Consider the following 25,213-nt stretch of genomic DNA (forward strand, 5'->3'; position numbering starts at 1 on the left):
AGCGGAGCAAGGGCAAAATTGCATCCGGTGTGCTCGGCTAATCTGGCTAAGCTGGTGTTCGGGGGACGTTTTAATCAGCGTCGGGCGGTATTTGCTGGAGAGTTTATGCGGTCAGCCTTGGGGGCATTGTTTTTCGTCAGCGCCAGCGCACTTGCCGCGACCAACCCTTTGCGCTTCGCGATCACCGACAGCTGGGCCATGCCCATGGTGCAACTCGAGCAGGGCCGCCCGACCCAAGGCATTTTGCACGACGTGATGCTCAGCCTGGCCACCCAGGTCGGAATGCCTGCCGAGTTCCACGTACTGGCCCGCGCGCGCGTGCAGAACGCCATGGAGCACGGGGAAATCGACGTGCGCTGCTACGCCGCGCAATCCTGGCTGCCCAACCAGTCCGGCGACTACCTCTGGAGCGTTCCCCTGTGGTTCCAGCGTGACCTGCTGATCAGCAACCAGCACCACCCTTCATGGGTGGTCCCAACCAACCTGCCCCCGCAAACCATCGGCACGGTGCTGAGCTACAACTACCCTACCCTGCAACCACTGTTCGACAGCGGGCAACTCAAGCGCGACGACGCCCGCAACCAGGACCAGGTCCTGCAAAAGCTGTTGGTCGGACGCAATGCATACGCGGTGAGTAACCAGTGGACCCTGGACTGGTTCAATCAACGCTTGTTGCCGGACCGACAATTGCGCGCCGTCGCGATCCTGCAGGAGCTGCACGTCGGCTGCTACGTGCGCAACGACCCACAACTGCCGGTGCAACACATTCTGCGCACCCTGCTACGGATGAAAATGTCCGGCGAGATCGACGACATCATCCGCCTGTACACCGGCTCTCAAGCTCCGGCACCCTAGAGTCAGACCACTTCATCCAGCGCCAGCCACTGGTGGGGCGCGACAAATCCAGCGACCCAGCCCGGCACCTCGCTGGCCGGCATTGGCCGGGCAATGAAATACCCCTGGGCCACCTCGCATCCCAGGCTGAGCAGCAACTGACCGTGTTCGAGGCTCTGCACCCCCTCGGCGATCACCTCCCGACCAAACGCTCGGGCCAGGCCAATCACAGCAGTGGTCAGGGCCAGGTCGTCGCGATCATGCAGGATATCGCGAACAAAGGACTTATCGATCTTGATGGTTTGCGTGTTCAGGCGCTTGAGGTAGCTGAGGGAGGAATAGCCGGTGCCGAAATCCCCCAGCGAAAACCTCACTCCCAGCGCCTGGCAGGCCTGCAGGCAGGCAGTGACATGCTGGATGTTTTCGATCGCCATCGACTCGACAATCTCCAGGTCCAGCAGATGGGGGGCGACCCGCGCGTGGCGCTCCAGCACCTGCTTGAGCCGGTCGAAAAAGTCCGCCCGCTGGAAATGCCGGGCGGCGATGTTGACGCTGACCGGCCACTGCTTCCCGGCCGACTGCCACAGGGACAATTGCGCCAGAACCTGGTCCATGACCCACTCGCCGATGTCGACGATCAAGTCGGTCTCTTCCACCAGTGGCAAAAACTCCTTGGGCGGCACCATGCCCTTCTCCGGGTGCTCCCAGCGCAAAAAGGCTTCGAAGCCGACCACGACACCGTCACGCATGTTGACCTTGGGCTGGAAATGCAGGCGCAACTCGTTATGCAGCAGGGCCTGGCGCACACGCGCCACGGTCTGGTGCGTCGCCCTGACCTCGCGGTCGCGCACCACGTCAAACAGGTGGAAACGGTTACGCCCGCTCTGCTTGGCCACGTACATGGCCTGGTCGGCATGGCGTAACAGGGTTTCGGCGTCTTCGCTGTCCTGCGGAAACAGGGTCACGCCGATACTGGCGTAGACGTGAATGGCCTTGCCCTGGATTGTATAGGCCGCCGAAATCACTCCCAGCACGCGGTTCAGCGCCGCGCGCAACTCGACCACATCACGGACGTAACGCAGGATCAGCACAAACTCATCCCCAGCCAGGCGCGCCACCACGTCCTCGCCACGCACAATACTGCGCAGGCGCTTGGCCACTTCCACCAGCAACAGGTCACCACTGGCATGGCCATAGCCGTCATTGACCGCCTTGAAGCCGTCCAGGTCGAGCATGCACACCGCCAGTGGGACTTCTTCGATGCGCGAACCCTCCAGCGCCTGATCCAGAAGGTCGGAGAGAAACGCCCGGTTGGGCAAGCCGGTCAACACGTCATGCCCGACCCGCCATTGCAGCGAATGCAGCAACTGGCGCTGCTCGCTGGTATCAAAGCCAATCGACACGTAGCGCTGCACCCGCCCGGTCGACTTGTCCAATACCGGCAGCAGCGTGCTCTCGACCCAATACAGGCTACCGTCCTTGGCCCGGTTGCACAGCTCACCCTTCCAGACGTCGCCCAGAGCGATGGTGCGCCACAACGTGGCGAAGAACTCGTCGCCGTGCAGGCCGGAATTGAGCAGCCGGTGATCGACGCCCAGCAGCTCTTCCCGGCGATATCCGGAGACCGTGCAGAACCGATCGTTGACGTAGGTGATTCGACCATCGAGGTCCGTTTCGGAAAACAGGGCGGCTGCATCCACCGCCCTGCGGTATTTCTCATCCATGAGTTTGGCCTGTTGTGGCTAGCGGGCGTACCGCTCGACCAGCGCGCAACGCTTGGAAGAGGTATGGGGGGGGCAGCAGAACGGCTCGGCAGGTCGCAGCCGGGGAGGCAACGCAGGCAAAGTCCTTGTAATCGTGCGGGCTGGTATATTCAGATGCACATTAACACTCCATGAACAGCAGGTGATGGCCCCCGAACGGGCGAAGACCAACTAGCCTTAAAGGCTTGTAACCAGTCAGACAAAAATCCGCACAGTCGACACTCAACCTGCCATCTGGTTCATTTTTGCCGCTTCCTGCGCAGAGGAAACTTGCGCAATGATGGCCGTTTCAAATCACCTCAACTACGGTTTATCAACCACCCAATGCCCGTATCAAGCGCCAATTCTACGAAATACATCACATATTTAAAAGTAAGGTGATGAATCATGCAGTTGTGCAATGTCAAAATCTATCGTTAAGTTCTTGATTCTAAATGGGAATTGAGCGATGCACATTTCAAGTTTGGGTCCAGCCATCAAACGCTATCGCAAGGTAGCGGGGCTAACTCAGGCTGAACTCGGCGAAAGAACCGGTTTTGACCCCAAAACCATCAGCCGCTTCGAAACCGGCACCTATACCCCCAGCGTTGAAGCCCTGTTCATGCTTGCCAGCGCACTGGGAGTGAAGCTCAAAGTGTTTTTCGCCGACTATGGCGACGAAGACGAACAGCGAGCCTATCTGTTTGGTGTCGTACACAAAGCCCCCCCAAAGGATCTGGGAAAGCTGATCGCAGCGGTTGATCACGCCTTGTCCAAGCCTTAGCGCCAGAAACAACCAACAGCAGAGGCAACGTTGATCGCTGCCTCTGCTGTGTCGTTCGCGCGCCCGAAGAAAAGCGCAGCACGCGGCAGCGGCGACATTAGGGGGGGGTAGACAGCAGAAGATACCCTGGACCGAGAAGCGCTCGGCGGGCAACAAACAGCAGGATTCAGGAGTAGAAGCTAACAGCGCGGATGGGCTGGCGATTTCCAGCGAGGCTGTAGCACAGCGTTAAGGTGGCAACCCCACCAGCCACACCCCGGCACACAATGTTCCCGCTGTGGCTGCTTCCTTCCGGATCTGACCAGGTTCACGGGTAATCGTTGCGGGGGGACCGATGGGGTCACCATAACGACGCTCGCCAGTCGGCGAGCCGCGCCATTGTACCTATCTGAGACGAAGTTACAACCGTTCCCGCGGATTAAAAAATATGAGCCGCTTCAATGACATGCGACAAGCCTGCCAGTACGGGACATGTAGCCGCTGGCGCAGCCTGCGTTCGGCGGCGCAGCCGGACGCAGCCTCGCGGGCTCGGCAGTTGCTACAGGGCCTGCACCGCCTGGTCGGCGCGGCCGCCCTCTTGCTGGATCACCAGGTGAATGAAGTGCAGCTTGCCGATGACCTGTGGCGGCAGGACGAAGGGGTAGAAGTCGGGTTGGCCCATGCTGCGCGACAGTTCGTTGAGCATGCCTGCCAGTTCGATCCAGGCATTGACGAACGCCAGGAACGCCGCGCTGCCCGGGTGCTGCGGGTCATAGAGCACGCTGTAAGGAAATGCCGGGTAGTCGAAGTCCATTTGCCGAGCGCTCATGCCGAACCCCAGCGCCGTGTCGACCGCATCCATCATGTGCAAGTAATGGGCCCAGGTTTCCGCCCAGTCTTCCCAGGGGTGCATGGTGGCGTAGGCACTGACGTGGCTTTGCTGCCAATCCACCGGTGCGCCCTGCTGATAATGCCGCTCCAGTGCCTCGGCGTAGCTGGCGCGCTCATCGCCGAACACCTGGCGAAAGCCCTCGAGCCAGGGACTGTTGGCGATCAGGCGATCCCAGTAATAATGCCCGACCTCATGCCGCAAGTGTCCCAGCAGGGTGCGATAGGGTTCGCCCATCTGCACCCGGACCCGTTCGCGGTGCGCGTCGTCGGCCTCTCGGATATCCAGGGTGACCAGGCCGCTGGCGTGCCCGGTCATCGGCGGCTTGCCTTCGAGATCGATGCTGACAAAATCGAAGGCCAGCCCATGCTCTTCGTCGATGGACCGGTCGACAACCTGCAACCCCAGGTCGAGCAATTGCGCCACCAGCCGCCGCTTGGCGATCTCCACCTTGCGCCAGTGTTCGTGGTTTTGCGCAATGGACAGGTCGGGGATGGTCCGGTTCAGGCGGCAGGCGATACAGAGCAAGTGCGGATCGTCGGCGGGCAGCAGCCAGTTGCAGGCCGCCGGGGTATCGAGGTTGGCGCAGCGCCGGAACAGGCCAGCCCCAAGGTCGGAATCCAACTGCCAGGAGTCCGCCTGCGGGCCGGGTTGCAGCGACGACAAGCGGCTTTGTTCAGGCTGATAGCCCAGGGCCGCGGAGCAAGCCAGGCATTGGCTGTTGCGAAAAAACAGCGACTGCCCGCACCGGCACGGCCAGACCTTGCTGTTACGCGAACTGTCGCCGATGAAGGGCGCGGCGATCCGCGCGCTGAGCTGCTCGAAAAAGCGGTACATGGCGATCTCTCCCTGGGGGCTGGCCAAGTCTAGATCCTGGCGCAGCGACTATCGTTCCCTCCGAGTATTGAGTTGTCGCCCAGGACTTCATCGCGGGCAAGCCCACTCCCACAGTAACTTGCCCGCGAAGGGGATTACACGGTAATACCGTGCCCGCCCAAGAACGCGACGAAGGCCTCTTCGTCGAGCACCTTGAGCCCCAGCTCATTGGCCTTGAGCAGTTTCGAACCGGCACCCGGCCCCGCCACCACACAGTAGGTCTTGGCCGAAACCGAGCCCGCGACCTTGGCGCCCAGGCTTTCCAGTTTGTCCTTGGCGACGTCGCGGCTCATCAACTCCAGGGAACCGGTGAGCACCCAGGTCTGCCCGGCCAGCGGCAAGCCTTCGACGACTTTTTTCTCGCTCAGCCAATGCATGCCGAAGTCACGCAACTGTTGCTCAGCCGCCAGGGCCTGCTGGCGATTGCCCTCGATCGCAAAAAACTCGCGCACCGCGTTGGCCTGCTTCTCCGGCAGTGCCTGGCGCATGTCCAGCCAGTCCGCGTCGATCACCGCTTGCAGCGAACCGAACTTGTCGGCCAGCTTCTGCGCCCCACCCGGACCGACCGAAGGAATGTGCAACTTGTCGAGCAGCCCACCCAGGGTAGTGCTCGCCGCAAACTCGGCGCCCAACTCACCCTGGTCCTGGATCTCCAGGCCATGACCCAGCAGCTGCTTGATCACCTGCTGGTTGTGGCTGTCGGTGAAGAAGCTGTGGATCTCGTGGGCGACCTCCAGGCCGACATCCGGCAAGTACGTCAGCACGTGCGGCAAAGCCTGTTGCACGCGCTCCAGCGAGCCCAGAGAACGCGCCAGAACCTTGGCCGTCTCCTCGCCGACATCCGGAATGCCCAGCGCATAAATAAACCGCGCCAGGCTCGGGCGCTTGCTGTCGGCAATCGCCGCCAGCAGGTTCTTGCTCGACAGTTCGGCAAACCCCTCCAGGTCGACGATCTGCTCGAAGGTCAGCCCATACAGGTCCGCCGGCGAGCTGACCAGGCCTTCATCAACCAACTGCTCGACGCTTTTTTCGCCCAGGCCTTCAATGTCCATGGCCCGCCGCGAAACGAAATGGATGATCGCCTGCTTGAGCTGCGCCCCACAGGCCAGGCGGCCGACACAGCGGTACACCGCGCCTTCGCTGATGGTTTCACGCCCCTTGCTGCGCTTGATCAACTGAGTGCGCTCGACGTGGGATCCACAGACCGGACAGCTCTCGGGAATCTGCACTGGCCGGGCATCGGCCGGACGCCGCTCGGTGACCACCTGCACCACCTGCGGAATCACATCACCGGCCCGGCGAATGATCACCGTGTCGCCGATCATCAGGCCCAGGCGCGCCACTTCGTCCATGTTGTGCAGCGTCGCATTGGACACGGTCACACCCGCCACTTTCACCGGCTTGAGCCGCGCCACCGGCGTCACCGCACCGGTGCGGCCCACCTGGAATTCCACGTCGAGCAGTTCGGTGAGTTCTTCCATGGCCGGGAATTTATGGGCAATCGCCCAGCGCGGCTCACGGGCACGGAAGCCCAGCTCACGCTGCGAGGCGATGCTGTTGACCTTGAACACCACGCCATCGATCTCGTAAGGCAGCGCATTGCGCCGCTCGCCGATATCGCGGTAGTAGTCCAGGCATTCGCCGATACCCTTGGCCAGTTTCAGCTCACGACTGATCGGCATGCCCCAGGCCTTGAGCTGCTGCAGGTTGCCAATGTGGGTGTCGGCAATGTCCGCCGACACCTGGCCGATGCCATAGCAGCAGAACGCCAGCGGCCGGCTGGCAGTGATTTTCGAATCCAGCTGGCGCAAGCTGCCGGCGGCGGCATTGCGCGGGTTGGCGAAGGTCTTGCCGCCCGCTTCCAGCTGCGTGGCATTCAGGCGCCCGAAACCGGCCTTGGACATATAGACTTCGCCGCGCACTTCCAGGGTCGCCGGCCAGCCGCTGCCCTGCAGCTTGAGGGGAATATTGCGCACCGTGCGCACATTGACGCTGATGTCTTCACCGGAGGTGCCGTCGCCGCGGGTCGCGCCACGCACCAGCAGGCCATCCTGGTACAGCAGGCTGACCGCCAGGCCATCGAGCTTGGGCTCGCAGCTGTATTGCACTTCGGCGCCGCCGCCAAACAGATCGCCCACCGGCAAGTCCAGGCCTTCGGTGACCCGGCGATCGAACTCGCGCATATCGGCTTCTTCGAAGGCGTTGCCCAGGCTCAGCATGGGCACTTCGTGGCGCACCTGAGTGAATGCCGAGAGCGCCGCACTGCCCACGCGCTGGGTCGGCGAGTCGCTGCTGACCAATTGTGGATTGGCCGCTTCCAACGCCTTGAGCTCATGGAACAAGCGATCGTACTCGGCGTCCGGAATGCTCGGCTCGTCCAGCACGTGGTAGCGGTAGTTGTGCAGATCCAGTTCAGCGCGAAGCTCTAGAATGCGTTTTTCGGCGGCGGTCATGTGTTCTCTCATAAAGCAAAAGAGCAGCCGAGGCTGCTCAATCTGTTGATGCGGACAAATTCACTGTAGGAGCAGCCTGGCCCGCGAAGGCGTCCTTGAGATCGCCATCGCGAGCAGGCTCAGTCCCTACAAGGTGCGGGAGGCATCCCACACATTGCCAATTTCAGCGCTTCTGGGTCAGGGCACGGCGCTCGAATTCGACGATGCGCTGACGGTAGTGTTCGATGGTCTGTGCGGTCAGGACGCTGCGCTGATCATCCTTGAGTTCGCCATTGAGCTCCTGGGACAACTTGCGTGCCGCGGCGACCATCACATCGAACGCCTGCTTCGGATGACGCGGCCCCGGCAGGCCAAGGAAGAAGCTGACCGCTGGAGTGCTGAAATGGTCGATGTCGTCCAGGTCAAAAATACCCGGCTTGACCGCGTTGGCCATGGAGAACAGGACTTCGCCATTGCCCGCCATGCTTTCGTGGCGGTGGAAAATGTCCATCTCGCCAAAACGCAGGCCGCTTTCGAGAATGTTCTGCAGCAGCGCCGGGCCCTTGAAGCCACCGGCATCACGGCAGATCACGCTGATCACCAGCACTTCTTCGGCTTGCGGTTGATCCTTGCTTGCCGACCCGCTCGAGGCCTTGGTGTCGTCCGGGAAATCGTCGTCACGGCTGCTGAAGCTCGGGCCGCCGTCCAGATCCAGGTTGAGGTTCAGGTCGCCCTGGGCAGGCTCGCTGTGACCGCGCTTGCCACGCTTGGAGCCCGACTCGCGGGGCTCCCGGGCCGGCATGCTGACCGACGGCAGATCGTGCTCGTCCAGTTGCGGTTCTTTATGGTTATCGAGCACGCGCGGCGGGCCCAGCAGTTCGGCACCGCTGTCCTCGTCCGGCAGATTGGACAGGCTGCGGTCCAGGCGAAACTTGAGTTTGCCCTTGCCGCCGCGCATGCGCCGCCAGCCATCAAAAAGAATACCGGCAATAACTATGATGCCGATGACGATCAGCCACTCGCGCAGACCGATTTCCATGTAATCCCGTGCCTCTATAAAAAATGCTGAAAAATAAGGGGTTTACAAGCTGTAAACCGCTTTAAAACGTGGCGCCAACTCTATGTTCTGACAGGCGTTTTGCCCACGTACACGATAAATTGACATTAAACTAGCACGACCAAAGGTAACTTTACACCGTCTGTCACAATGGCTTCAGCGAATATGTCGATTGGCCAGCAATCCATGCCGGTAAAAATCCTTACTTCCCATAAACATATCGCATAAACCCAGGCCGTCAGGCGTCCACCATCGCCATCGCCTCCTCGACATCCACAGCCACCAGACGCGAACAACCGGGCTCGTGCATCGTCACCCCCATCAACTGGTCGGCCATTTCCATGGCGATCTTGTTGTGGGTGATATAGATGAATTGCACCGTCTGCGACATCTCTTTGACCAACCTTGCGTAGCGTCCAACGTTAGCGTCATCCAGCGGGGCGTCAACTTCATCGAGCATACAAAACGGTGCTGGATTGAGTTTGAAGATGGCAAATACCAGGGCCAATGCAGTCAGGGCTTTTTCGCCGCCGGAGAGCAAATGGATGGTGCTGTTCTTCTTCCCGGGTGGCCGCGCCATGATTGTCACCCCTGTATCGAGTAGATCTTCGCCCGTCAGTTCCAAATAAGCGCTGCCGCCACCGAAAACTTTTGGAAACAAGGCCTGCAAACCACCGTTGATCTGATCAAAGGTGTCCTTGAAGCGGTTGCGGGTTTCCTTGTCGATCTTGCGAATGACGTTTTCCAGGGTATCGAGGGCTTCCACCAGGTCGGCGTCCTGGGCGTCGAGGTAACGTTTACGCTCGGACTGTTGCTGATACTCGTCGATGGCCGCCAGGTTGATCGCCCCCAGGCGCTGAATCCGCGCGGCAATACGCTCCAGTTCTTCTTCGGCGTCTTTCTCGTTCGCCTCGGCCACCAGGGTCGCGAGCACGCCGTGCAAGTCGTAGCCGTCTTCGAGCAGTTGATCCTGCAGGGTTTTGCGGCGCACGGTCAGGGCCTGCCATTCCATGCGCTGCTGTTCGAGCTGGCTGCGGATCAACTGCGACTGCTGTTCGGCCTGGGTGCGCCGTTTCTCGGCCTCGCGCAGCTCGCGGTCGGCCTCTTCCAGCGCAGCCTGGGCCGTGCGCAGCTCTTCATCGACGCTCATGCGTTTGTCGAGCAGCTCTTCGAGCTTGAGCCGCAACTCTTCCAGCGGCGCCTCACCCTCCTCCAGGTTGAGGCTGAGCTGTTCACGCTTTTCGGTCAGGCGCTCGGACTGCTGCTCCAGGCGCTCCAGGGCCTGACGGGTGGAGTCGTGTTGCGCCTTGAGCGAACCCAGGCGCACCGCCAACTGGTGCGCATGGTCTTTGTGTTGCCGGGCTTCCTGGCGCACTCGGTCGAGGCGTTCGCGCAGGCTGTCGCGCTGGGCCAGGAGCAACTCGCGCTGTTCGGTGTCCAGGGCCATGCTGTCGAGGGCATCCTGCAATTGCAGGCGCGACTCGCCGATCTGTTCATGCTCCAGTTCACGCTGCTCGCCCAGCTCCACCAGCTCTTCGTCGAGCCGGGTGCGGCGCAAGGTCAACTGCTCGGCCTTGGCCTTGCCCGCAGACAATTGGGCCTTCAGTTCGCCCTGCTGGCGCGCTTCGTCCTGCAGCAGGCGGCGCAAGTGTTCACGACCGTTTTCCTGCTGCCGCTGCTGGGCCCGCAGGTTCTGCAGGGTGGTCTCAAGGTGTTCGACCGTTGCTTCGCGTTCCTCGCGCTCCAAGCCCAGGGCCTGGATTTCCTGGCCACGGGCCAACACCCCGCTTTCGGCTTCACTGGCGCGGCGCACGCGGAGAAAGTGCCGACCGATCCAGTAGCCGTCACGGCTGATCAGGCTTTCGCCGGCCGCCAACTGACCGCGCAAGGCCAGGCCCTGTTCAAGGGTTTCCACTGGCTTGACCTGCCCCAGCCACGGCGACAGGTCGATCTGCGCCTCGACCTTGTCCAGCAAGCTGCCGGCCACCCGCACACCGTCGGTGCCTGGACTGAGCAGGCGCAAATCACCCTGGGCAAAGCCGGCCAGGTCGAAGCCGGCAAAATCGTCCACCAGCACCGCTTGCAAGTCGGCACCAAGTACGGTTTCCACCGCCAGCTCCCAACCCGCCTGCACGCTCAACCCCTCGGCCAGGCGCGGACGCTCAGCCAGTTGCTGTTCACGCAACCATTGCGCGGTACCGGTGCCCGGATCGAGCGCGGCTTGCTGCAAGGCTTCCAGCGACGCCAGGCGACCATTGAGGCGCTGCAGGTCGCCCTGGGCCTGCTGCTGATTGTGCAGGGCCTGCTGCAGCTCCTGGCGCAACTGCTCAAGGCGCTCGACCTGGGCCTGCTCGCTGGCCTGCAAGTCCTCGAGGGTCGCTTCGCTGGCGGCGAGTTGCTCGCTGAGCTCCAGGATTGCCGCGTCTTCCGGGTCCGCCGCCAGCAGGTCGCGCTCCTCGGCCAGACGGCGCTGCCGCTCGGCCAAGCGCTCGACGCTGGTTTCCAACTGCTGAATGCGCGACTGCTGCACCTCGGCCTGGCGCCGTGGCTCGGCCGAACTAAGGTTGAAGGCGTCCCACTGTTCCTGCCAGCCATGCATGGTGGTTTCGGATTCTTCCAGCGCCGCCGCGGCTTCCTCGGCGGCCGCGCTGGTGATTTCCTGTTCCGGGGTGAGCATGTCCAGCTCTTCGCCCAGGGTCAGCAACAGCGCGCGGTCATGGCCCAGGTGGGATTCGGTTTCCAGGCGCGCGCGCTCGGCTTCCTTGAGATCGTCTTGGAGCTGGCGCAGGCGTTGCTGGCCGTGCTGGATGCTCTGCTCGACCCGGGCGATGTCGCCGCCGACCGAATAAAAGCGCCCCTGCACCAGATTGAAGCGCTCGGAGAGGTCGTGGTGGCCGTCACGCAGGCGTTCGATGCTCGCATCGGCATTGCGCTGCTCGGCCACCAGGGCTTCGAAACTGATTTCCTGATTGCCGATGATCCCTTCGCGCTGGCCAACCTGATCGTTCAGCGCCTGCCAGCGCAGGGCCGACAGCTGGGCCTTGAGCTGACGCTCCTCGGCCTTGTGTTCCTGATACTTCTTGGCGGCCTCGGCCTGGCGGTGCAAGCGTTCGAGCTGACGCGTCAGTTCTTCGCGCAGGTCGGTCAGGCGCTCAAGGTTTTCGTGGGTGCGGCGGATCCGGTTTTCCGTCTCGCGCCGACGCTCCTTGTACTTGGAGATCCCCGCCGCTTCCTCGATGAAGTTGCGCAGGTCTTCGGGCTTGGACTCGATCAGCTTGGAGATCATCCCCTGTTCGATGATCGAGTAACTGCGCGGCCCCAGGCCAGTGCCGAGGAAGATGTCAGTGATGTCACGGCGCCGGCATTTGGTGCCGTTGAGGTAATAGGTGGTCTGGCTGTCGCGGGTGACTTTGCGGCGAATGGAGATTTCCGCATAGGCCGCGTATTCGCCAACCAGGGTACCGTCGGCGTTGTCGAACACCAGTTCGATGCTGGCCTGGCTTACCGGCTTGCGGCTGGTGGAGCCATTGAAGATGACGTCGGTCATCGACTCGCCGCGCAGGTTCTTCGCCGAGCTCTCGCCCATCACCCAGCGTACGGCGTCGATGATGTTCGACTTGCCACAGCCATTGGGCCCGACCACTGCCGCCATATTACTGGGGAAGTTCACCGTGGTCGGATCGACGAAGGATTTGAACCCCGCCAACTTGATGCACTTGAGCCGCACGCTCAGGCCGCCGGCAAGGCAGACAGCACCAGGTCGCAACTGCGCTGGGCGTAGGCCGAGAGCACGATGCGGATCTGTGGCAGGTCACGGGCCAGCACGGCGGCGAGCAGGCGTTCGAACAGTTCGAGGAACTCGCTCATTTCCGCCTTGCGTTGTTCCAGGGCCAGGAAATAGGCGCGGCTCATGGCCGGCTGCAGGTTCTCGACGGTTTCCTGCAGGTAGGGGTTATCGGCGAACGGGTACGCCGCGCGCATCACATTGAAGCTGTCATCGACGAAGGTGCGGATATCCTGGCGTTCGTAGCTGGCATTCAGGCGCTGCTGGATTTGCACGAAGGGCGCCATGTCGGCCTGGACACGCCAGCCGTTGGCCACGGCGTTACCCAGCAAGATGTACAGCTCGCTCATCAGGGTGCACAGGCTCTTCACCTTGTGCGCGGTGAGCTCGGTGACATGGGCGCCGCGCCGCGGCAGGATCGCGATCAGGTGACGCCGTTCGAGGATCAGCAAGGCTTCACGGACCGAACCGCGGCTGACATTGAGCGCCAGCGTGACCTTCTGTTCCTGGATGCGCTCTCCTGGCTTCATTTCGCCGCGAATGATGCGTTCGGCGAGGTGTTGAGCAATTTGCTCGGCGAGGCTGTCCGGCGCCTTGAACGTCATGTTTTTCCTTCAAACTCTTCGATCTGTACAAGCGGCGCAGTGTAGCGCACTTGGCAGTGGATGATGCAGGGCCCGCCCAGTGGAAATTGGCACGATTCAAGCAAAAAGCGAGCTGGGCCCAGAGGGTCAATACTCAAAGCAAGGGTTGCTGATCGACAAAAAGGAATTTCCTGACCTTTAAGTCAGAAAACCATTGACCGAAAAGTCAGACCTGATAAATTCAGGTCATAACGGTTAACAACAATAATGAGTCTGCGAGGCCTTCCGTGATCCAGTTTTTACTCAACCAGGAACTCCGTAGCGAGCACGCCCTGGACCCCAATCTGACCGTGCTCAACTACCTGCGCGAGCACCTGGGCAAGTCCGGCACCAAAGAAGGTTGCGCCAGCGGTGACTGTGGCGCGTGCACCGTGGTGGTCGGTGAACTGCAACGTGACGACGACGGCCGCGAACATATTCGCTATCGCAGCCTCAACTCATGCCTGACGTTTGTCTCGTCGCTGCATGGCAAACAGTTGATCAGCGTCGAAGACCTCAAGCATCAGGGCCAACTGCACAGCGTGCAGCAAGCCATGGTCGAATGCCACGGCTCGCAGTGCGGCTTCTGCACCCCGGGGTTTGTCATGTCGTTGTTCGCCCTGCAGAAAAACAGCGACCAGCCCGACGCCCACAAAGCCCATGAAGCCCTCGCCGGCAACCTCTGCCGCTGCACCAGCTATCGGCCGATTCTCGAAGCGGCTGAACAGTCCTGCTGCGGCAAACAGCCCGACCAGTTCGACGCCCGTGAAGCCGAGACCATCGCCCGCCTGAAGGCCATCGCCCCCACCGACATCGGTGAACTCAACTGCGGCGACAAGCGTTGCCTGGTGCCGTTGACCGTGGCTGACCTGGCCGACCTCTACGACGCCTACCCGCAAGCCCGGCTGTTGGCCGGCGGCACCGACCTGGCGCTGGAAGTCACCCAGTTCCACCGCAGCCTGCCGGTGATGATCTACGTCGGCAACGTTGCCGAAATGAAGCGCATCGAACATTTTGCCGATCGCCTGGAAATCGGCGCGGCCACCGCCCTCTCCGATTGCTACGAGGCCCTGAAGGCCGAGTACCCGGACTTCGGCGAACTGCTGCAACGCTTCGCCTCCTTGCAGATTCGCAACCAGGGCACCCTGGGCGGCAACATCGGCAATGCTTCGCCCATCGGCGACTCGCCACCGCTGCTGATCGCCCTGGGTGCGCAGATCGTGCTGTGCAAAGGCACCACCCGCCGCACGCTGGCCCTGGAAGATTACTTCATCGATTACCGGGTCACCGCGCGCCAGGAAAGCGAGTTCATTGAGAAGATCATTGTGCCGCGCGCCAGTGCCGCGCAGCAGTTCCGCGCCTACAAGGTGTCCAAACGCCTGGACGATGATATTTCCGCAGTCTGCGCCGCCTTCAACCTGCGCCTCGACAATGGCGTGATCGCCGACGCCCGTGTCGCCTTCGGCGGCATGGCCGCCACCCCGAAACGGGCCAAAAGCTGCGAAGCGGCATTGCTCGGCGCGACCTGGAACCATGCCACCGTCGAAGCCGCGTGCGCTGCCCTGGCCGAAGATTTCACCCCGCTCTCGGACTTCCGCGCCAGCAAGGAATACCGCCTGCTCAGCGCACAGAACCTGCTGCGCAAATATTTCATCGAGCTGCAAACACCGCACATCGAGACCCGGGTGACCGCTTATGTCTAATCATCACGCCGTAGAGAAGACCCAGGCCGAACTGGCTGAACTGTTCGCCAAGGACCTGACCACCGGGGTCGGCCGCAGCGTCAAGCACGACAGCGCCGCCAAGCATGTATCCGGTGAAGCCCAGTACATCGATGACCGGCTGGAGTTTCCCAATCAGCTGCACGTCTATGCACGGCTGTCGGACCGCGCCCACGCGAAAATCATCAGCATCGACACCCAGCCCTGCTACGCCTTCAAAGGCGTGCGCATCGCCATTACCCACGAAGACGTGCCGGGCCTGAAAGACATCGGTCCGCTGCTGCCGGGTGACCCGTTGCTGGCGATCGATGACGTGCAATTTGTCGGTCAACCGGTGCTCGCCGTGGCGGCGAAAGACCTGGAAACCGCACGCAAGGCCGCCATGGCCGCGATCATCGAATACGAGGACCTGGAACCCGTGCTGGACGTGGTCGAAGCCCTGCGCAAACGCCACTTCGTGCTCGACAGCCATACCCACCAGCGTGGCGACTCGGCCACTGCGCTGGCCACCGCCGAGCATCGCATCCAGGGCACGCTGCACATCGGCGGCCAGGAACACTTCTACCTGGAAACCCAGATTTCCTCGGTGATGCCGACCGAAGACGGCGGCATGATCGTCTACTGCTCGACCCAGAACCCCACCGAAGTGCAGAAACTGGTGGCCGAAGTCCTCGACGTGTCGATGAACAAGATCGTGGTCGACATGCGCCGCATGGGCGGCGGCTTCGGCGGCAAGGAAACCCAGGCCGCCAGCCCGGCGTGCCTGTGCGCGGTGATCGCCCACCTGACGGGCCAACCGACCAAGATGCGCCTGCCACGGGTCGAAGACATGCTGATGACCGGCAAGCGCCACCCGTTCTACGTCGAGTACGACGTCGGCTTCGACAGCAGCGGACGCCTGCACGGGATCGCCCTGGACCTGGCGGGCAACTGCGGTTGCTCGCCGGACCTGTCGGCCTCCATCGTCGACCGGGCGATGTTCCACTCCGACAACTCGTACTACCTGGGCGATGCGACCATCAACGGTCACCGCTGCAAGACCAACACCGCCTCCAACACCGCCTACCGGGGTTTCGGCGGCCCCCAGGGCATGGTCGCCATCGAAGAGGTAATGGACGCCATTGCCCGTCACCTGGGCCTCGACCCGTTGGCCGTGCGCAAAGCCAACTACTACGGCAAGACCGAGCGCAACGTCACCCACTACTACCAGACCGTCGAGCACAACATGCTCGAGGAAATGACCGCGGAATTGGAAGAGAGCAGCCAGTACGCCGAGCGTCGCGAAGCGATCCGCCGCTACAACGCCAACAGCCCGATCCTGAAAAAAGGCCTAGCGCTGACCCCAGTGAAATTCGGTATCTCCTTCACCGCCAGTTTCCTCAACCAGGCGGGTGCGCTGATCCACGTCTACACCGACGGCAGCATCCACCTCAACCATGGCGGCACTGAAATGGGCCAGGGTTTGAACACCAAGGTTGCGCAGGTGGTGGCCGAAGTGTTCCAGGTTGAAATGGACCGTGTGCAGATCACCGCGACCAACACCGACAAGGTGCCGAACACCTCGCCGACCGCCGCTTCCAGCGGTGCCGACCTCAACGGCAAGGCGGCGCAGAATGCCGCAGAAATCATCAAGCAGCGCCTGGTGGAGTTCGCCGCGCGCAAATATGAAGTCAGCGAAGCCGACGTGGAATTCCACAACGGCCATGTGCGGGTCCGCGATCACATCCTGACCTTCGAAGCGCTGATCCAGCAGGCGTATTTCGCCCAGGTCTCGCTGTCCAGCACCGGCTTCTACAAGACCCCGAAAATCTTCTACGACCGCAGCCAGGCCCGTGGTCGGCCGTTCTATTACTTCGCCTTCGGCGCCGCCTGCTGCGAAGTGATCATCGACACCCTGACCGGCGAATACAAAATGCTGCGCACCGACATCCTGCATGATGTCGGCGCCTCGCTGAACCCGGCCATCGACATCGGCCAGGTCGAAGGTGGCTTCATCCAGGGCATGGGCTGGCTGACCATGGAAGAGCTGGTCTGGAACAACAAGGGCAAGCTGATGACCAACGGCCCGGCCAGCTACAAGATCCCGGCGGTGGCCGATATGCCGCTGGACCTGCGGGTCAAGCTGGTGGAAAACCGCAAGAACCCCGAAGACACGGTGTTCCACTCCAAGGCCGTGGGTGAACCGCCGTTCATGCTCGGCATCGCCGCCTGGTGTGCGATCAAGGACGCGGTGGCGAGCCTGGGCGACTACCGGCACCAACCGAACATCGACGCACCGGCGACCCCGGAGCGGGTGTTGTGGGGCTGTGAACAGATGCGCCAGTTGAAAGCGGGCAACGCCGTGGAAGCACAGGCTGAGCTGGCTTCGCTCTAGGACCGAGTCGCGCCCACCGCGGGCTTGCCCGCGATGAGGCCCGAACAGACAACACAGATGTCGAGGTGAACATGTACAACTGGATCGACGCCCTCGCCGACCTGCAATCCCAGGGCGAAGCCTGCGTCCTGGTGACCATCATCGAAGAGCTCGGCTCGACGCCGCGCAACGCGGGTTCGAAAATGGTCATCAGCGCCACGCACACCTACGACACCATCGGTGGCGGGCATCTGGAATACAAGGCGATGCAGATCGCCCGGCAGATGCTGGCCAGCGGCAAGCAGGACACCCACCTGGAACGCTTCAGCCTCGGCGCCAGCCTCGGCCAGTGCTGTGGCGGCGCCACCGTGCTGCTGTTCGAACCCATGGGCCAGGTGCAGGCGCAGATTGCCGTGTTTGGCGCCGGCCATGTCGGCCGCGCCCTGGTACCCCTGCTCGCCAGCCTGCCCTGCCGGGTGCGCTGGATCGACTCGCGGGATGCCGAGTTCCCGGAACACATGCCCCATGGCGTGCGCAAGATCGTCAGCGAAGAACCGGTGGACGAAATCGACGACCTGCCGGTGGGCAGCTACTGCATCGTCATGACCCACAACCACCAGCTCGACCTGGAGCTCACAGCGGCCATCCTCAAGCGCAACGACTTCGCCTACTTCGGCCTGATCGGCTCGAAGACCAAGCGCGTGAAGTTCGAACACCGCCTGCGCGAGCGTGGATTCGACAACAGCACCGTGCAACGCATGCGGTGCCCGATGGGGATCGGCGAAGTCAAAGGCAAGTTGCCTGTGGAAATTGCCATCTCCATCGCCGGCGAAATCATCGCCACCTATAACGCGAATTTCGGCCAGGGCACCGCTCGCGCCGAACCCATTGCCAAACTGCTGCCCGCCTCACGCCGCAGTCAAGCCACGAACTGAGAACCACCCATGCCTTCGACTCGCAAAGCCTACCGCGCCGCCATCCTGCACAGCATCGCCGACCCTGCCGTGGTCGGGATCGAAGCCTCCTACCAGTACTTCGAAGACGGCTTGCTGGTCACCGAAAGCGGTCGGATCAGTGCCCTCGGCCATGCCAGCGAGCTGCTGGCCAGCCTGCCGGCGGACATTGAAATCGTCCACCACAAAGACGCCTTGATTACCCCAGGCTTCATCGACACCCACATCCACCTGCCACAAACCGGCATGGTCGGTGCCTACGGCGAACAACTGCTGGACTGGCTCAACACCTACACCTTCCCCTGCGAAAGCCAGTTCGCCGACAAGGCCCACGCCGAGGAAGTGGCCGGGATCTTCATCAAGGAACTGCTGCGCAACGGCACCACCACCGCCCTGGTATTCGGCAGCGTGCACCCGCAATCGGTGGACTCGTTCTTCGAGCAGGCGCAAAAGCTCGACCTGCGGATGATCGCCGGTAAGGTGATGATGGACCGCAACGCACCGGACTACCTGACCGACACCGCCGAATCCAGCTACGAGCAAAGCAAGGCGCTGATCGAGCGCTGGCACGGCAAGGGCCGCCTGCACTATGCGGTGACTCCGCGCTTTGCGCCGACCAGCACCCCGGAGCAACTGACCCTCGCCGGCCAATTGCTCAGCGAGTACCCCGACCTGTACATGCAGACCCACATCAGTGAAAACCTGCAGGAGATCGAATGGGTCAAGGCACTGTTCCCGGAGCGCAAGGGCTACCTGGATGTCTACGACCATTACCAGTTGCTGGGTGAGCGTTCGGTGTTCGCCCATGGCGTACACCTGTGTGACGACGAATGTGCACGGCTGGCCGAGACCGGTTCGGCAGTAGCGTTCTGCCCGACGTCCAACTTCTTCCTCGGCAGCGGCCTGTTCAACCTGCCGATGGCCGAGAAGCACAACCTCAACGTCGGCCTCGGCACCGACGTGGGCGCCGGCACCAGCTTCTCGCTGCTGCACACCCTCAACGAAGCCTACAAAGTCATGCAACTGCAAGGCGCACGCCTGAGTCCGTTCAAGTCGCTGTACCTGGCGACCCTCGGCGGCGCCCGCGCGCTGCGCCTGGAAGACCGCATCGGGACCCTGCAACCGGGCACCGACGCCGACTTCCTGGTGCTCGACTATCACGCCACACCGCTGCTCAGCTACCGCCTGCAACAGGCGAACAACATCGCCGAAACCCTGTTTGTATTGATGACCCTGGGGGATGACCGGACGGTGCTGCAGACCTATGCGGCGGGGAACCTGGTGCACCAGCGCTAAGGTTTTCCGGCCAAAAAAAAACCCCCGCAATAGTGGATTGCGGGGGATTTTTTGTTGCCTGCCAGACTGCCATCGCGAGCACGCTCGTTCCACAGGATATGTATCACACACAAACCCCCTGTAGGGGCGGGCGCCCGCTTGCGGCCTATTCGCGATGGTCGCCAACGAAAACGCGCCAAACCTGATTCAACGCGGCGTCCTTACGTCCTTCGCGAGCAGGCTCGCTCCTACAAGGGATTGCTGTCAAAGCTTGGCGGGTGAGCGGCCTGGCTTCTTGGTCTGCAGCAGATGGGAGAACACTGCATGCAGGTCATCCGAGGCGCTTTCTTCGTCGAGGTTGAGCTTGCTGTCGATGTGATCCATGTGATGCATCATCAGGTTCACCGCCAGGGTCGCGTCGCGGGCCTCGATGGCATCGATCAACTGGGTGTGTTCGTCGTAGGAACAGTGCGAGCGGTTACCGCTTTCGTACTGGGCAATGATCAACGAGGTCTGCGACACCAGGCTGCGCTGGAAGCTGATCAACGGCGCGTTTTTCGCCGCCTCGGCCAGCTTCAGGTGAAACTCCCCGGAAAGACGGATGCCGGCACCTCGGTCACCGCGGGAGAAGCTGTCGCGCTCGTCGTTGACCATCTGGCGCAACTCGCTCAGCTCTTCGGCGCTGGCGTGTTCGACCGCCAGTTCGGTAATCGCCCGTTCCACCAGGCGCCGGGCCATGAACACCTGGCGTGCTTCGTCGACACTCGGGCTGGCAACCACGGCACCACGGTTCGGGCGCAACAGCACCACGCCTTCGTGGGCCAGGCGCGACAGGGCGCGGCGAATGATGGTGCGGCTGACTCCGAAAATCTCTCCCAGCGCCTCTTCGCTCAATTTGGTACCGGGCGCCAGGCGCTGCTCGAGGATGGCCTCGAAGATATGCGCATAGACAATATCGTCCTGGGTTCCGCTGCGGCCGGCTTTGCCTGCTCGCGGTTGTTTCTTGAGGGGCTGCAACTGTTCGTTCATGGGCACTCGAGTCGGGAGAACTGCGGCGAAGAGACTGTGACTGTAATACGTCACAGTGGGTCGCGGGCAAGTATCGCGTAAAAAACACGGCATATTGTACACAACTGCAGGTGGCAACACGACTGTACGGCCATATACGACCCCGGCTGTATTGCAACGATCAGTTACGTTTGAGTTTAGGCTTGAACCCGCAAAACGCCTTCGCGCTTCACTCGCGGCCTACAAGACACAAGGAACAGCGCTGTCATGAACGACGCCACCCGCACCCAGCTCCGCCCGCTGGCCGACACCTCCCCCTCGGCCATTGTCGCCGGGTTCATCGCAATGATGACCGGCTATACCAGCTCCCTGGTACTGATGTTCCAGGCCGGACAGGCCGCCGGCCTGACCAGCGGGCAGATTTCCTCGTGGATCTGGGCCATCTCGATCGGCATGGCGGTGTGCTCCATCGGCCTGTCCCTGCGTTATCGCACCCCCATCACCATTGCCTGGTCGACGCCGGGCGCGGCATTGCTGATCACCAGCCTGTCGGGGGTCAGCTACGGCGAGGCGATTGGCGCCTACATCACCTGCGCCGTGCTGGTAACGATTTGTGGCATGACCGGCAGCTTCGAACGCCTGGTGAAACGCATCCCGGCGTCACTGGCCGCAGCCCTGCTGGCCGGGATCCTGTTCAAGATCGGCAGTGAGATCTTCGTCGCCGCCCAGCACCGTACCGGCCTGGTCCTGGGGATGTTTTTCACCTACCTGGTGGTCAAGCGCCTGTCGCCGCGCTACGCGGTGCTGGCGGCGCTGTTGATCGGCACGGCCTTGTCGGGGCTCATGGGCCTGCTGGACTTCAGCGGCTTCCACCTCGAAGTGGCGACGCCGGTATGGACCACCCCGCACTTTTCCCTCGCCGCGACCATCAGCATCGGTATCCCGCTGTTTGTGGTGGCCATGACCTCGCAGAACATGCCCGGCATCGCAGTGCTGCGCGCCGACGGCTATAACGTGCCCGCCTCGCCGCTGATCACCGCCACCGGTCTTGCCTCGCTGCTGCTGGCGCCCTTCGGCTCCCACGGGATCAACCTGGCGGCCATCAGCGCGGCAATCTGCACCGGGCCGCACGCCCACGAAGATCGCAATAAGCGCTACACCGCGGCGGTCTGGTGCGGGATTTTCTACGGCATTGCCGGGGTCTTCGGAGCGACGTTGGCGGCGCTGTTCGCGGCCTTGCCCAAGGAACTGGTGCTGTCGATTGCCGCACTGGCGCTGTTCGGCTCCATCATCAATGGCCTGAGCATTGCCATGAGTGAAACCCGCGAGCGTGAAGCGGCGCTGATCACCTTTATGGTCACGGCGTCGGGGCTGACACTGTTTTCCATTGGTTCGGCGTTCTGGGGGATTGTGGCGGGAGTGGTGACGCTGATGATTCTGAACTGGCGCAACGCCTGAGAGATAAAAAAACGGCGACCCGAGGGTCGCCGTTTTTTCAACATCAAGCTACCGGATTGATCGGCTTTTCCGGGTACCAGACGTCCAGCAACGGGCTGACGGTGACTTCGGTCAGTTCGCTACGGCCTTTGAGCCAGGCTTCAACAGCTGCACGCTGCTCTTCGGAAACCGAGCCACGCTTCTGCAGGCAAACCAGACCGTAGTCGTCGCCGCCAACATAACCCAGACCGTTGGCTTCCATGGCTTCTTTGAGGAATGCATCGAGGAAAGCGTCAATGGCTTCATCAGCCAAATCTTCTTTGAAATCCAGGTTCAGTTCGAAACCCAGCTCTTGAAATTCATCGACGCACAGTTTTTTGCGCAGACGCTGGGAACGGTTAGTCGCCATTGGAACAATCCTCATAAGTAATATCGGGCGGCACTTTAGCATTTTAAGTCGCCCATTGCCCGACTCTCTGGACGCCCGCCTTTACCGCCGGTAAAAAAATAGCCGATTAGCTCACCTGCTTGCGGCACAACGCGCTATACCTTGGGCATAATGCCGACAATTTCGTGACCACTGAGGGAATTTATCTTCATGCCCTCATCTTTTTTCCCCTCGGCTGTAGGGTTTTATTTCATATGATCAGATCTTTGCGTCCATTGTTGCTGGCCAGCCTGCTTGTTCCCCTGGCCTTTACTGTTTCTGCTGCGCCCGTCAATACCGCCCTGACCCCCAACGTCGAAAAAGCCCTCAAGGCCAGCAAGCTACCCGACAGTGCGCTGTCGCTGGTGATGATTCCCCTGAACGGCCCCGGCACCCCGACCGTGTTCAACGCCGACGTCTCGGTCAACCCGGCGTCCACCATGAAACTGGTGACCACCTACGCGGCCCTGGAAATGCTCGGCCCCAACCACCAGTGGAAAACCGAGTTCTACACCGACGGCACCCTCAGCGGCGGCATCCTGCGCGGCAACCTGTACCTCAAGGGCGGCGGCGATCCGAAACTGAACATGGAGAAACTCTGGCTGCTGATGCGCGACCTGCGAGCCAATGGCGTGCAGCAAGTCACCGGCGACCTGGTACTGGACCGCAGCTTCTTCAATCAACCGCAATTGCCGCAGTTCAATGATGACGGCAATGACGATAACAAGCCGTTCCTGGTCAAGCCTGACGCGGCCATGGTCAACCTCAAGGCCCTGCGCTTTGTCGCCCGCAATGATTCGGGCCGGGTCCTGATCTCGGTCGAACCGCCGATTGCCAGCATCCGCATCGAGAACCAGGTCAAGGCCGTCAATTCCAAGCAGTGCGCCGGCGGCGTGCGCTACAACCCGGTGACCCAGGCCGATGGCAGCGTCACCGTGACCGTGGCCGGCCAACTGGGCGACGGCTGCAGCTCGCAGACCTACCTCTCGCTGCTCGACCATGCCACCTACACCGCCGGCGCCGTACGGGCGATCTGGCAGGAACTGGGCGGCAGCATCCAGGGCAAGGATCGTCAAGGCGCGGTGCCGAAAAACGCCAAGGTCCTGGCCCGGGCATTCTCCCCGGACCTGGCGGAGATCATCCGCGACGTCAACAAATACAGTAACAACACCATGGCCCAGCAGCTGTTCCTCAGCCTGGGCGCAAAATTCCGCACCAACGCCGACAGCGACGACGCCATGGCCGCCCAGCGCGTCGTGCGCCAGTGGCTGGCGAAAAAAGGCATCACTGCGCCGCACCTGGTGATGGAGAACGGGTCCGGCCTGTCCCGTGCCGAGCGCGTCAGCGCCCGTGAGATGGCGCGCATGCTGCAGGCTGCCTGGAGAAGCCCGTACTCGGCCGAATTCGTCAGCTCGATGCCGATTGCCGGCATGGACGGCACCATGCGCAAACGCCTGAAAACCACAGCAATGCGCGGCGAAGCCCACGTCAAGACCGGCACCCTGAACACTGTCCGGGCGATTGCCGGCTTCAGCCGCGACAACAATGGCAACACCTGGGCCGTGGTCGCGATCCTCAACGACAAGGCACCCTTTGGGGCTTCGTCGGTACTCGATCAGGTGTTGCTGGACCTGTATCGCCAGCCAAAACTGGCGGCCACCGCCTCCGCCCTCTAGCCCTCGAGTCAAGGCTGCGCGCCGCAGGGTGCGCAGCCGTCGGAAACTACGGCAGTTCCTCGAACACCCGATCCCGACCCGCCTGCTTGGCCGCATACACCCCCGAGTCTGCGCGCAGCAGCAACGCATCGGCGCCCTCCCCCGGGCGCCAACTGGCAATGCCAAAACTGCCGGTCACCGTGCCGAGGCCGTCGATGGGCACGGTGCGCAGGCTCTGCCAGAGCTCGATCGCCAAGCGGTAGGCATGCTGGCCATCGGTATCCGGGCACAACACCATGAACTCCTCTCCCCCCAGGCGACAGAACACATCGGTGCATCGCAGACGATGGGCAATCCGCTGGCACACGGCCTGCAACACCCGGTCGCCCGCGGCATGGCCGTGGCGGTCGTTGATCTGTTTGAAGTGGTCAATATCCAGCATGATCACCGCCAACTCGCCATTGCCCCGCGACACCCGGGCCATCTCCAGGGTCAGTCGCTCCTGGAAATAGCGCCGGTTGTGGATCCCGGTCAGCGCATCAGTCACCGACAGGGCCCGCAACTCCTCCTCGACCCGCTTCATGTCGGAAACGTCCGAGATGTAGCCATGCCACAGCACACCACCGCCGGGCAGCTCTTCCGGCGTGGCCTCGCCCCGTACCCAGCGGGTGCTGCCAGCAACACGCCGCTGGCGAACTCGGCGGCGACGCCTTGCAACAGCAGCGGTTGCGACACCACCATCACCCCCTGTTCGCGGGCCTTGTCCAGGGTCTCCCGGCGTGCGGGCTGGGCCAACACGTCCGCCCCCAGGGGCGCGCCCTGGATGCCTGAAGTCTGCTTGTAGAGCAGCGGTGCGTAGTGCGCGCGCACCCCGGCCACGCGTGCGCCGCCCGCGGAATCGAGGTCGAGAATGGAGAAATCGCTGAGACCCTGTTGCCGTACCTCGCGCTCAAAGGCCACGCGCTGGTCGCCGGCGATCAACGGTGCCCAGCCATAGGCCTGGGTGCGCTGCAACAAGGGATGGGTGTAGCCATCGAACTCCTCACGGGAAACCCCCGGCGGAGTTGAGGAAGAAACGGCGCAGGCTGTCGAGGCGCTGTTCCTGATCGGCGAAACGCTCGGCGATGCGGCTCTTGCGCTCATTGGCCAGCAACTGAAAACGTTGCGCCACCTGTTGCTGGTGGGCATTGAGGGCAGTCCAGGCGAGCAGGCCCGTGAGCACGCCACCGGCCAACAACGCCAGCAGTGCTACCCGCCAGGCCGAGACATCTTCATTGATGAAGCCCAGGATTTTCGGTCGTGCGGCATGCAACGGCATAAGCAACACTCAAACGCCAGTGAGCTTCGGCGTCACCTGGGCCTTGTCTGAAGTTATAGCTATTCG

18 protein-coding genes, 1 other RNA gene and 1 pseudogene are annotated in these 25,213 nt (G+C 62.1%); 8 read left to right on the forward strand and 12 right to left on the reverse strand.

Annotation, left to right across the window (positions count from 1 at the left end):
- Positions 1-105 precede the first annotated feature (105 nt).
- Entirely contained in the window at positions 106-855 is a 750-nt protein-coding gene (locus AACY45_RS06745; RefSeq protein WP_339544733.1) for a substrate-binding periplasmic protein, read from the forward strand.
- A gap of 2 nt (positions 856-857) precedes the next feature.
- On the opposite strand, the gene AACY45_RS06750 is transcribed toward AACY45_RS06745, so the two are convergent.
- Positions 858-2,558 (reverse strand): putative bifunctional diguanylate cyclase/phosphodiesterase, encoded by a 1,701-nt coding sequence (locus tag AACY45_RS06750; protein WP_339544734.1) that lies wholly within the window; start codon positions 2,556-2,558, stop codon positions 858-860.
- Between the two features lie 487 nt (positions 2,559-3,045).
- Here AACY45_RS06750 and AACY45_RS06755 point away from each other — a divergent pair, with 487 nt between their 5' ends.
- Entirely contained in the window at positions 3,046-3,360 is a 315-nt protein-coding gene (locus AACY45_RS06755) for a helix-turn-helix domain-containing protein (RefSeq protein WP_339544735.1), read from the forward strand.
- Between the two features lie 240 nt (positions 3,361-3,600).
- Here AACY45_RS06755 and ffs read toward each other — a convergent pair.
- The 6 genes from ffs to AACY45_RS06785 form a co-directional block, all read right to left on the reverse strand.
- An RNA gene (ffs, locus tag AACY45_RS06760) (signal recognition particle sRNA small type) lies at positions 3,601-3,697 on the reverse strand.
- 201 nt (positions 3,698-3,898) lie between these two features.
- Positions 3,899-5,065, reverse strand: a complete 1,167-nt coding sequence (locus AACY45_RS06765; protein WP_339544813.1) for a zinc-binding metallopeptidase family protein — start codon at positions 5,063-5,065, stop codon at positions 3,899-3,901.
- A gap of 134 nt (positions 5,066-5,199) precedes the next feature.
- Positions 5,200-7,557: an NAD-dependent DNA ligase LigA gene (gene ligA, locus AACY45_RS06770; protein ID WP_339544736.1), complete on the reverse strand. Its 2,358-nt coding sequence runs from the start codon at positions 7,555-7,557 to the stop codon at positions 5,200-5,202.
- Between the two features lie 163 nt (positions 7,558-7,720).
- Positions 7,721-8,575, reverse strand: coding sequence for a cell division protein ZipA (gene zipA / locus AACY45_RS06775; RefSeq protein ID WP_339544737.1), 855 nt, complete (start codon positions 8,573-8,575; stop codon positions 7,721-7,723).
- Between the two features lie 256 nt (positions 8,576-8,831).
- Positions 8,832-12,320, reverse strand: a complete 3,489-nt coding sequence (gene smc, locus AACY45_RS06780) for a chromosome segregation protein SMC (protein ID WP_339544738.1) — start codon at positions 12,318-12,320, stop codon at positions 8,832-8,834.
- 2 nt (positions 12,321-12,322) lie between these two features.
- Positions 12,323-12,982, reverse strand: coding sequence for a GntR family transcriptional regulator (locus tag AACY45_RS06785; RefSeq protein ID WP_339544739.1), 660 nt, complete (start codon positions 12,980-12,982; stop codon positions 12,323-12,325).
- Between the two features lie 266 nt (positions 12,983-13,248).
- On the opposite strand from AACY45_RS06785, the gene xdhA reads away from it, so the two are divergent.
- The 4 genes from xdhA (at position 13,249) to guaD (ending at position 19,323) form a co-directional block, all read left to right on the forward strand.
- Positions 13,249-14,703 carry a xanthine dehydrogenase small subunit gene (gene xdhA, locus AACY45_RS06790; RefSeq protein WP_339544740.1) on the forward strand — a complete coding sequence of 485 codons (1,455 nt, stop codon included), beginning with the start codon at positions 13,249-13,251 and terminating at the stop codon, positions 14,701-14,703.
- Complete coding sequence (gene xdhB / locus AACY45_RS06795) at positions 14,696-17,095, forward strand: xanthine dehydrogenase molybdopterin binding subunit (protein ID WP_339544741.1); 2,400 nt, start codon at positions 14,696-14,698, stop codon at positions 17,093-17,095. Before xdhA ends, xdhB begins: the two co-directional genes overlap by 8 nt.
- 71 nt (positions 17,096-17,166) lie before the next feature.
- Positions 17,167-18,009, forward strand: coding sequence for a xanthine dehydrogenase accessory protein XdhC (xdhC, locus tag AACY45_RS06800; protein WP_339544742.1), 843 nt, complete (start codon positions 17,167-17,169; stop codon positions 18,007-18,009).
- Positions 18,010-18,018: 9 nt separating this feature from the next.
- Complete coding sequence (guaD, locus tag AACY45_RS06805) at positions 18,019-19,323, forward strand: guanine deaminase (protein WP_339544743.1); 1,305 nt, start codon at positions 18,019-18,021, stop codon at positions 19,321-19,323.
- A 243-nt stretch (positions 19,324-19,566) separates the two neighbouring features.
- Here guaD and AACY45_RS06810 read toward each other — a convergent pair whose 3' ends face one another.
- Positions 19,567-20,331 (reverse strand): GntR family transcriptional regulator, encoded by a 765-nt coding sequence (locus AACY45_RS06810; protein ID WP_095165437.1) that lies wholly within the window; start codon positions 20,329-20,331, stop codon positions 19,567-19,569.
- 246 nt (positions 20,332-20,577) lie between these two features.
- Between AACY45_RS06810 and AACY45_RS06815 the strand changes: the two genes are divergently transcribed.
- The gene (locus tag AACY45_RS06815) at positions 20,578-21,768 is read left to right on the forward strand and encodes a benzoate/H(+) symporter BenE family transporter (RefSeq protein WP_339544744.1); all 1,191 of its coding nucleotides are present in this window, start codon (positions 20,578-20,580) and stop codon (positions 21,766-21,768) included.
- Positions 21,769-21,811: 43 nt separating this feature from the next.
- Here the strand turns inward: AACY45_RS06815 and AACY45_RS06820 are convergent, their stop codons facing one another.
- Complete coding sequence (locus AACY45_RS06820) at positions 21,812-22,156, reverse strand: YggL family protein (protein WP_095165457.1); 345 nt, start codon at positions 22,154-22,156, stop codon at positions 21,812-21,814.
- A 233-nt stretch (positions 22,157-22,389) separates the two neighbouring features.
- Between AACY45_RS06820 and dacB the strand changes: the two genes are divergently transcribed.
- A complete protein-coding gene (dacB, locus tag AACY45_RS06825) occupies positions 22,390-23,850 on the forward strand; it encodes a D-alanyl-D-alanine carboxypeptidase/D-alanyl-D-alanine endopeptidase (RefSeq protein WP_339544745.1) in 1,461 nt (486 codons plus the stop codon).
- A 64-nt stretch (positions 23,851-23,914) separates the two neighbouring features.
- On the opposite strand, the pseudogene AACY45_RS29240 reads toward dacB, so the two are convergent.
- The 3 genes and pseudogenes from AACY45_RS29240 to AACY45_RS29250 form a co-directional block, all read right to left on the reverse strand.
- A pseudogene (locus AACY45_RS29240) lies at positions 23,915-24,496 on the reverse strand (GGDEF domain-containing protein); the annotation flags it as partial.
- Positions 24,409-24,972: a CHASE domain-containing protein gene (locus AACY45_RS29245; RefSeq protein ID WP_445261167.1), complete on the reverse strand. Its 564-nt coding sequence runs from the start codon at positions 24,970-24,972 to the stop codon at positions 24,409-24,411. The gene AACY45_RS29245 and the pseudogene AACY45_RS29240, both read right to left, overlap by 88 nt.
- Positions 24,872-25,147, reverse strand: a complete 276-nt coding sequence (locus AACY45_RS29250; protein WP_445261168.1) for a hypothetical protein — start codon at positions 25,145-25,147, stop codon at positions 24,872-24,874. Before AACY45_RS29250 ends, AACY45_RS29245 begins: the two co-directional genes overlap by 101 nt.
- Between the last annotated feature and the right edge of the window lie 66 nt (positions 25,148-25,213).

This window comes from Pseudomonas sp. RA_35y_Pfl2_P32, from assembly GCF_963970735.1.
Taxonomy (GTDB): domain Bacteria; phylum Pseudomonadota; class Gammaproteobacteria; order Pseudomonadales; family Pseudomonadaceae; genus Aquipseudomonas.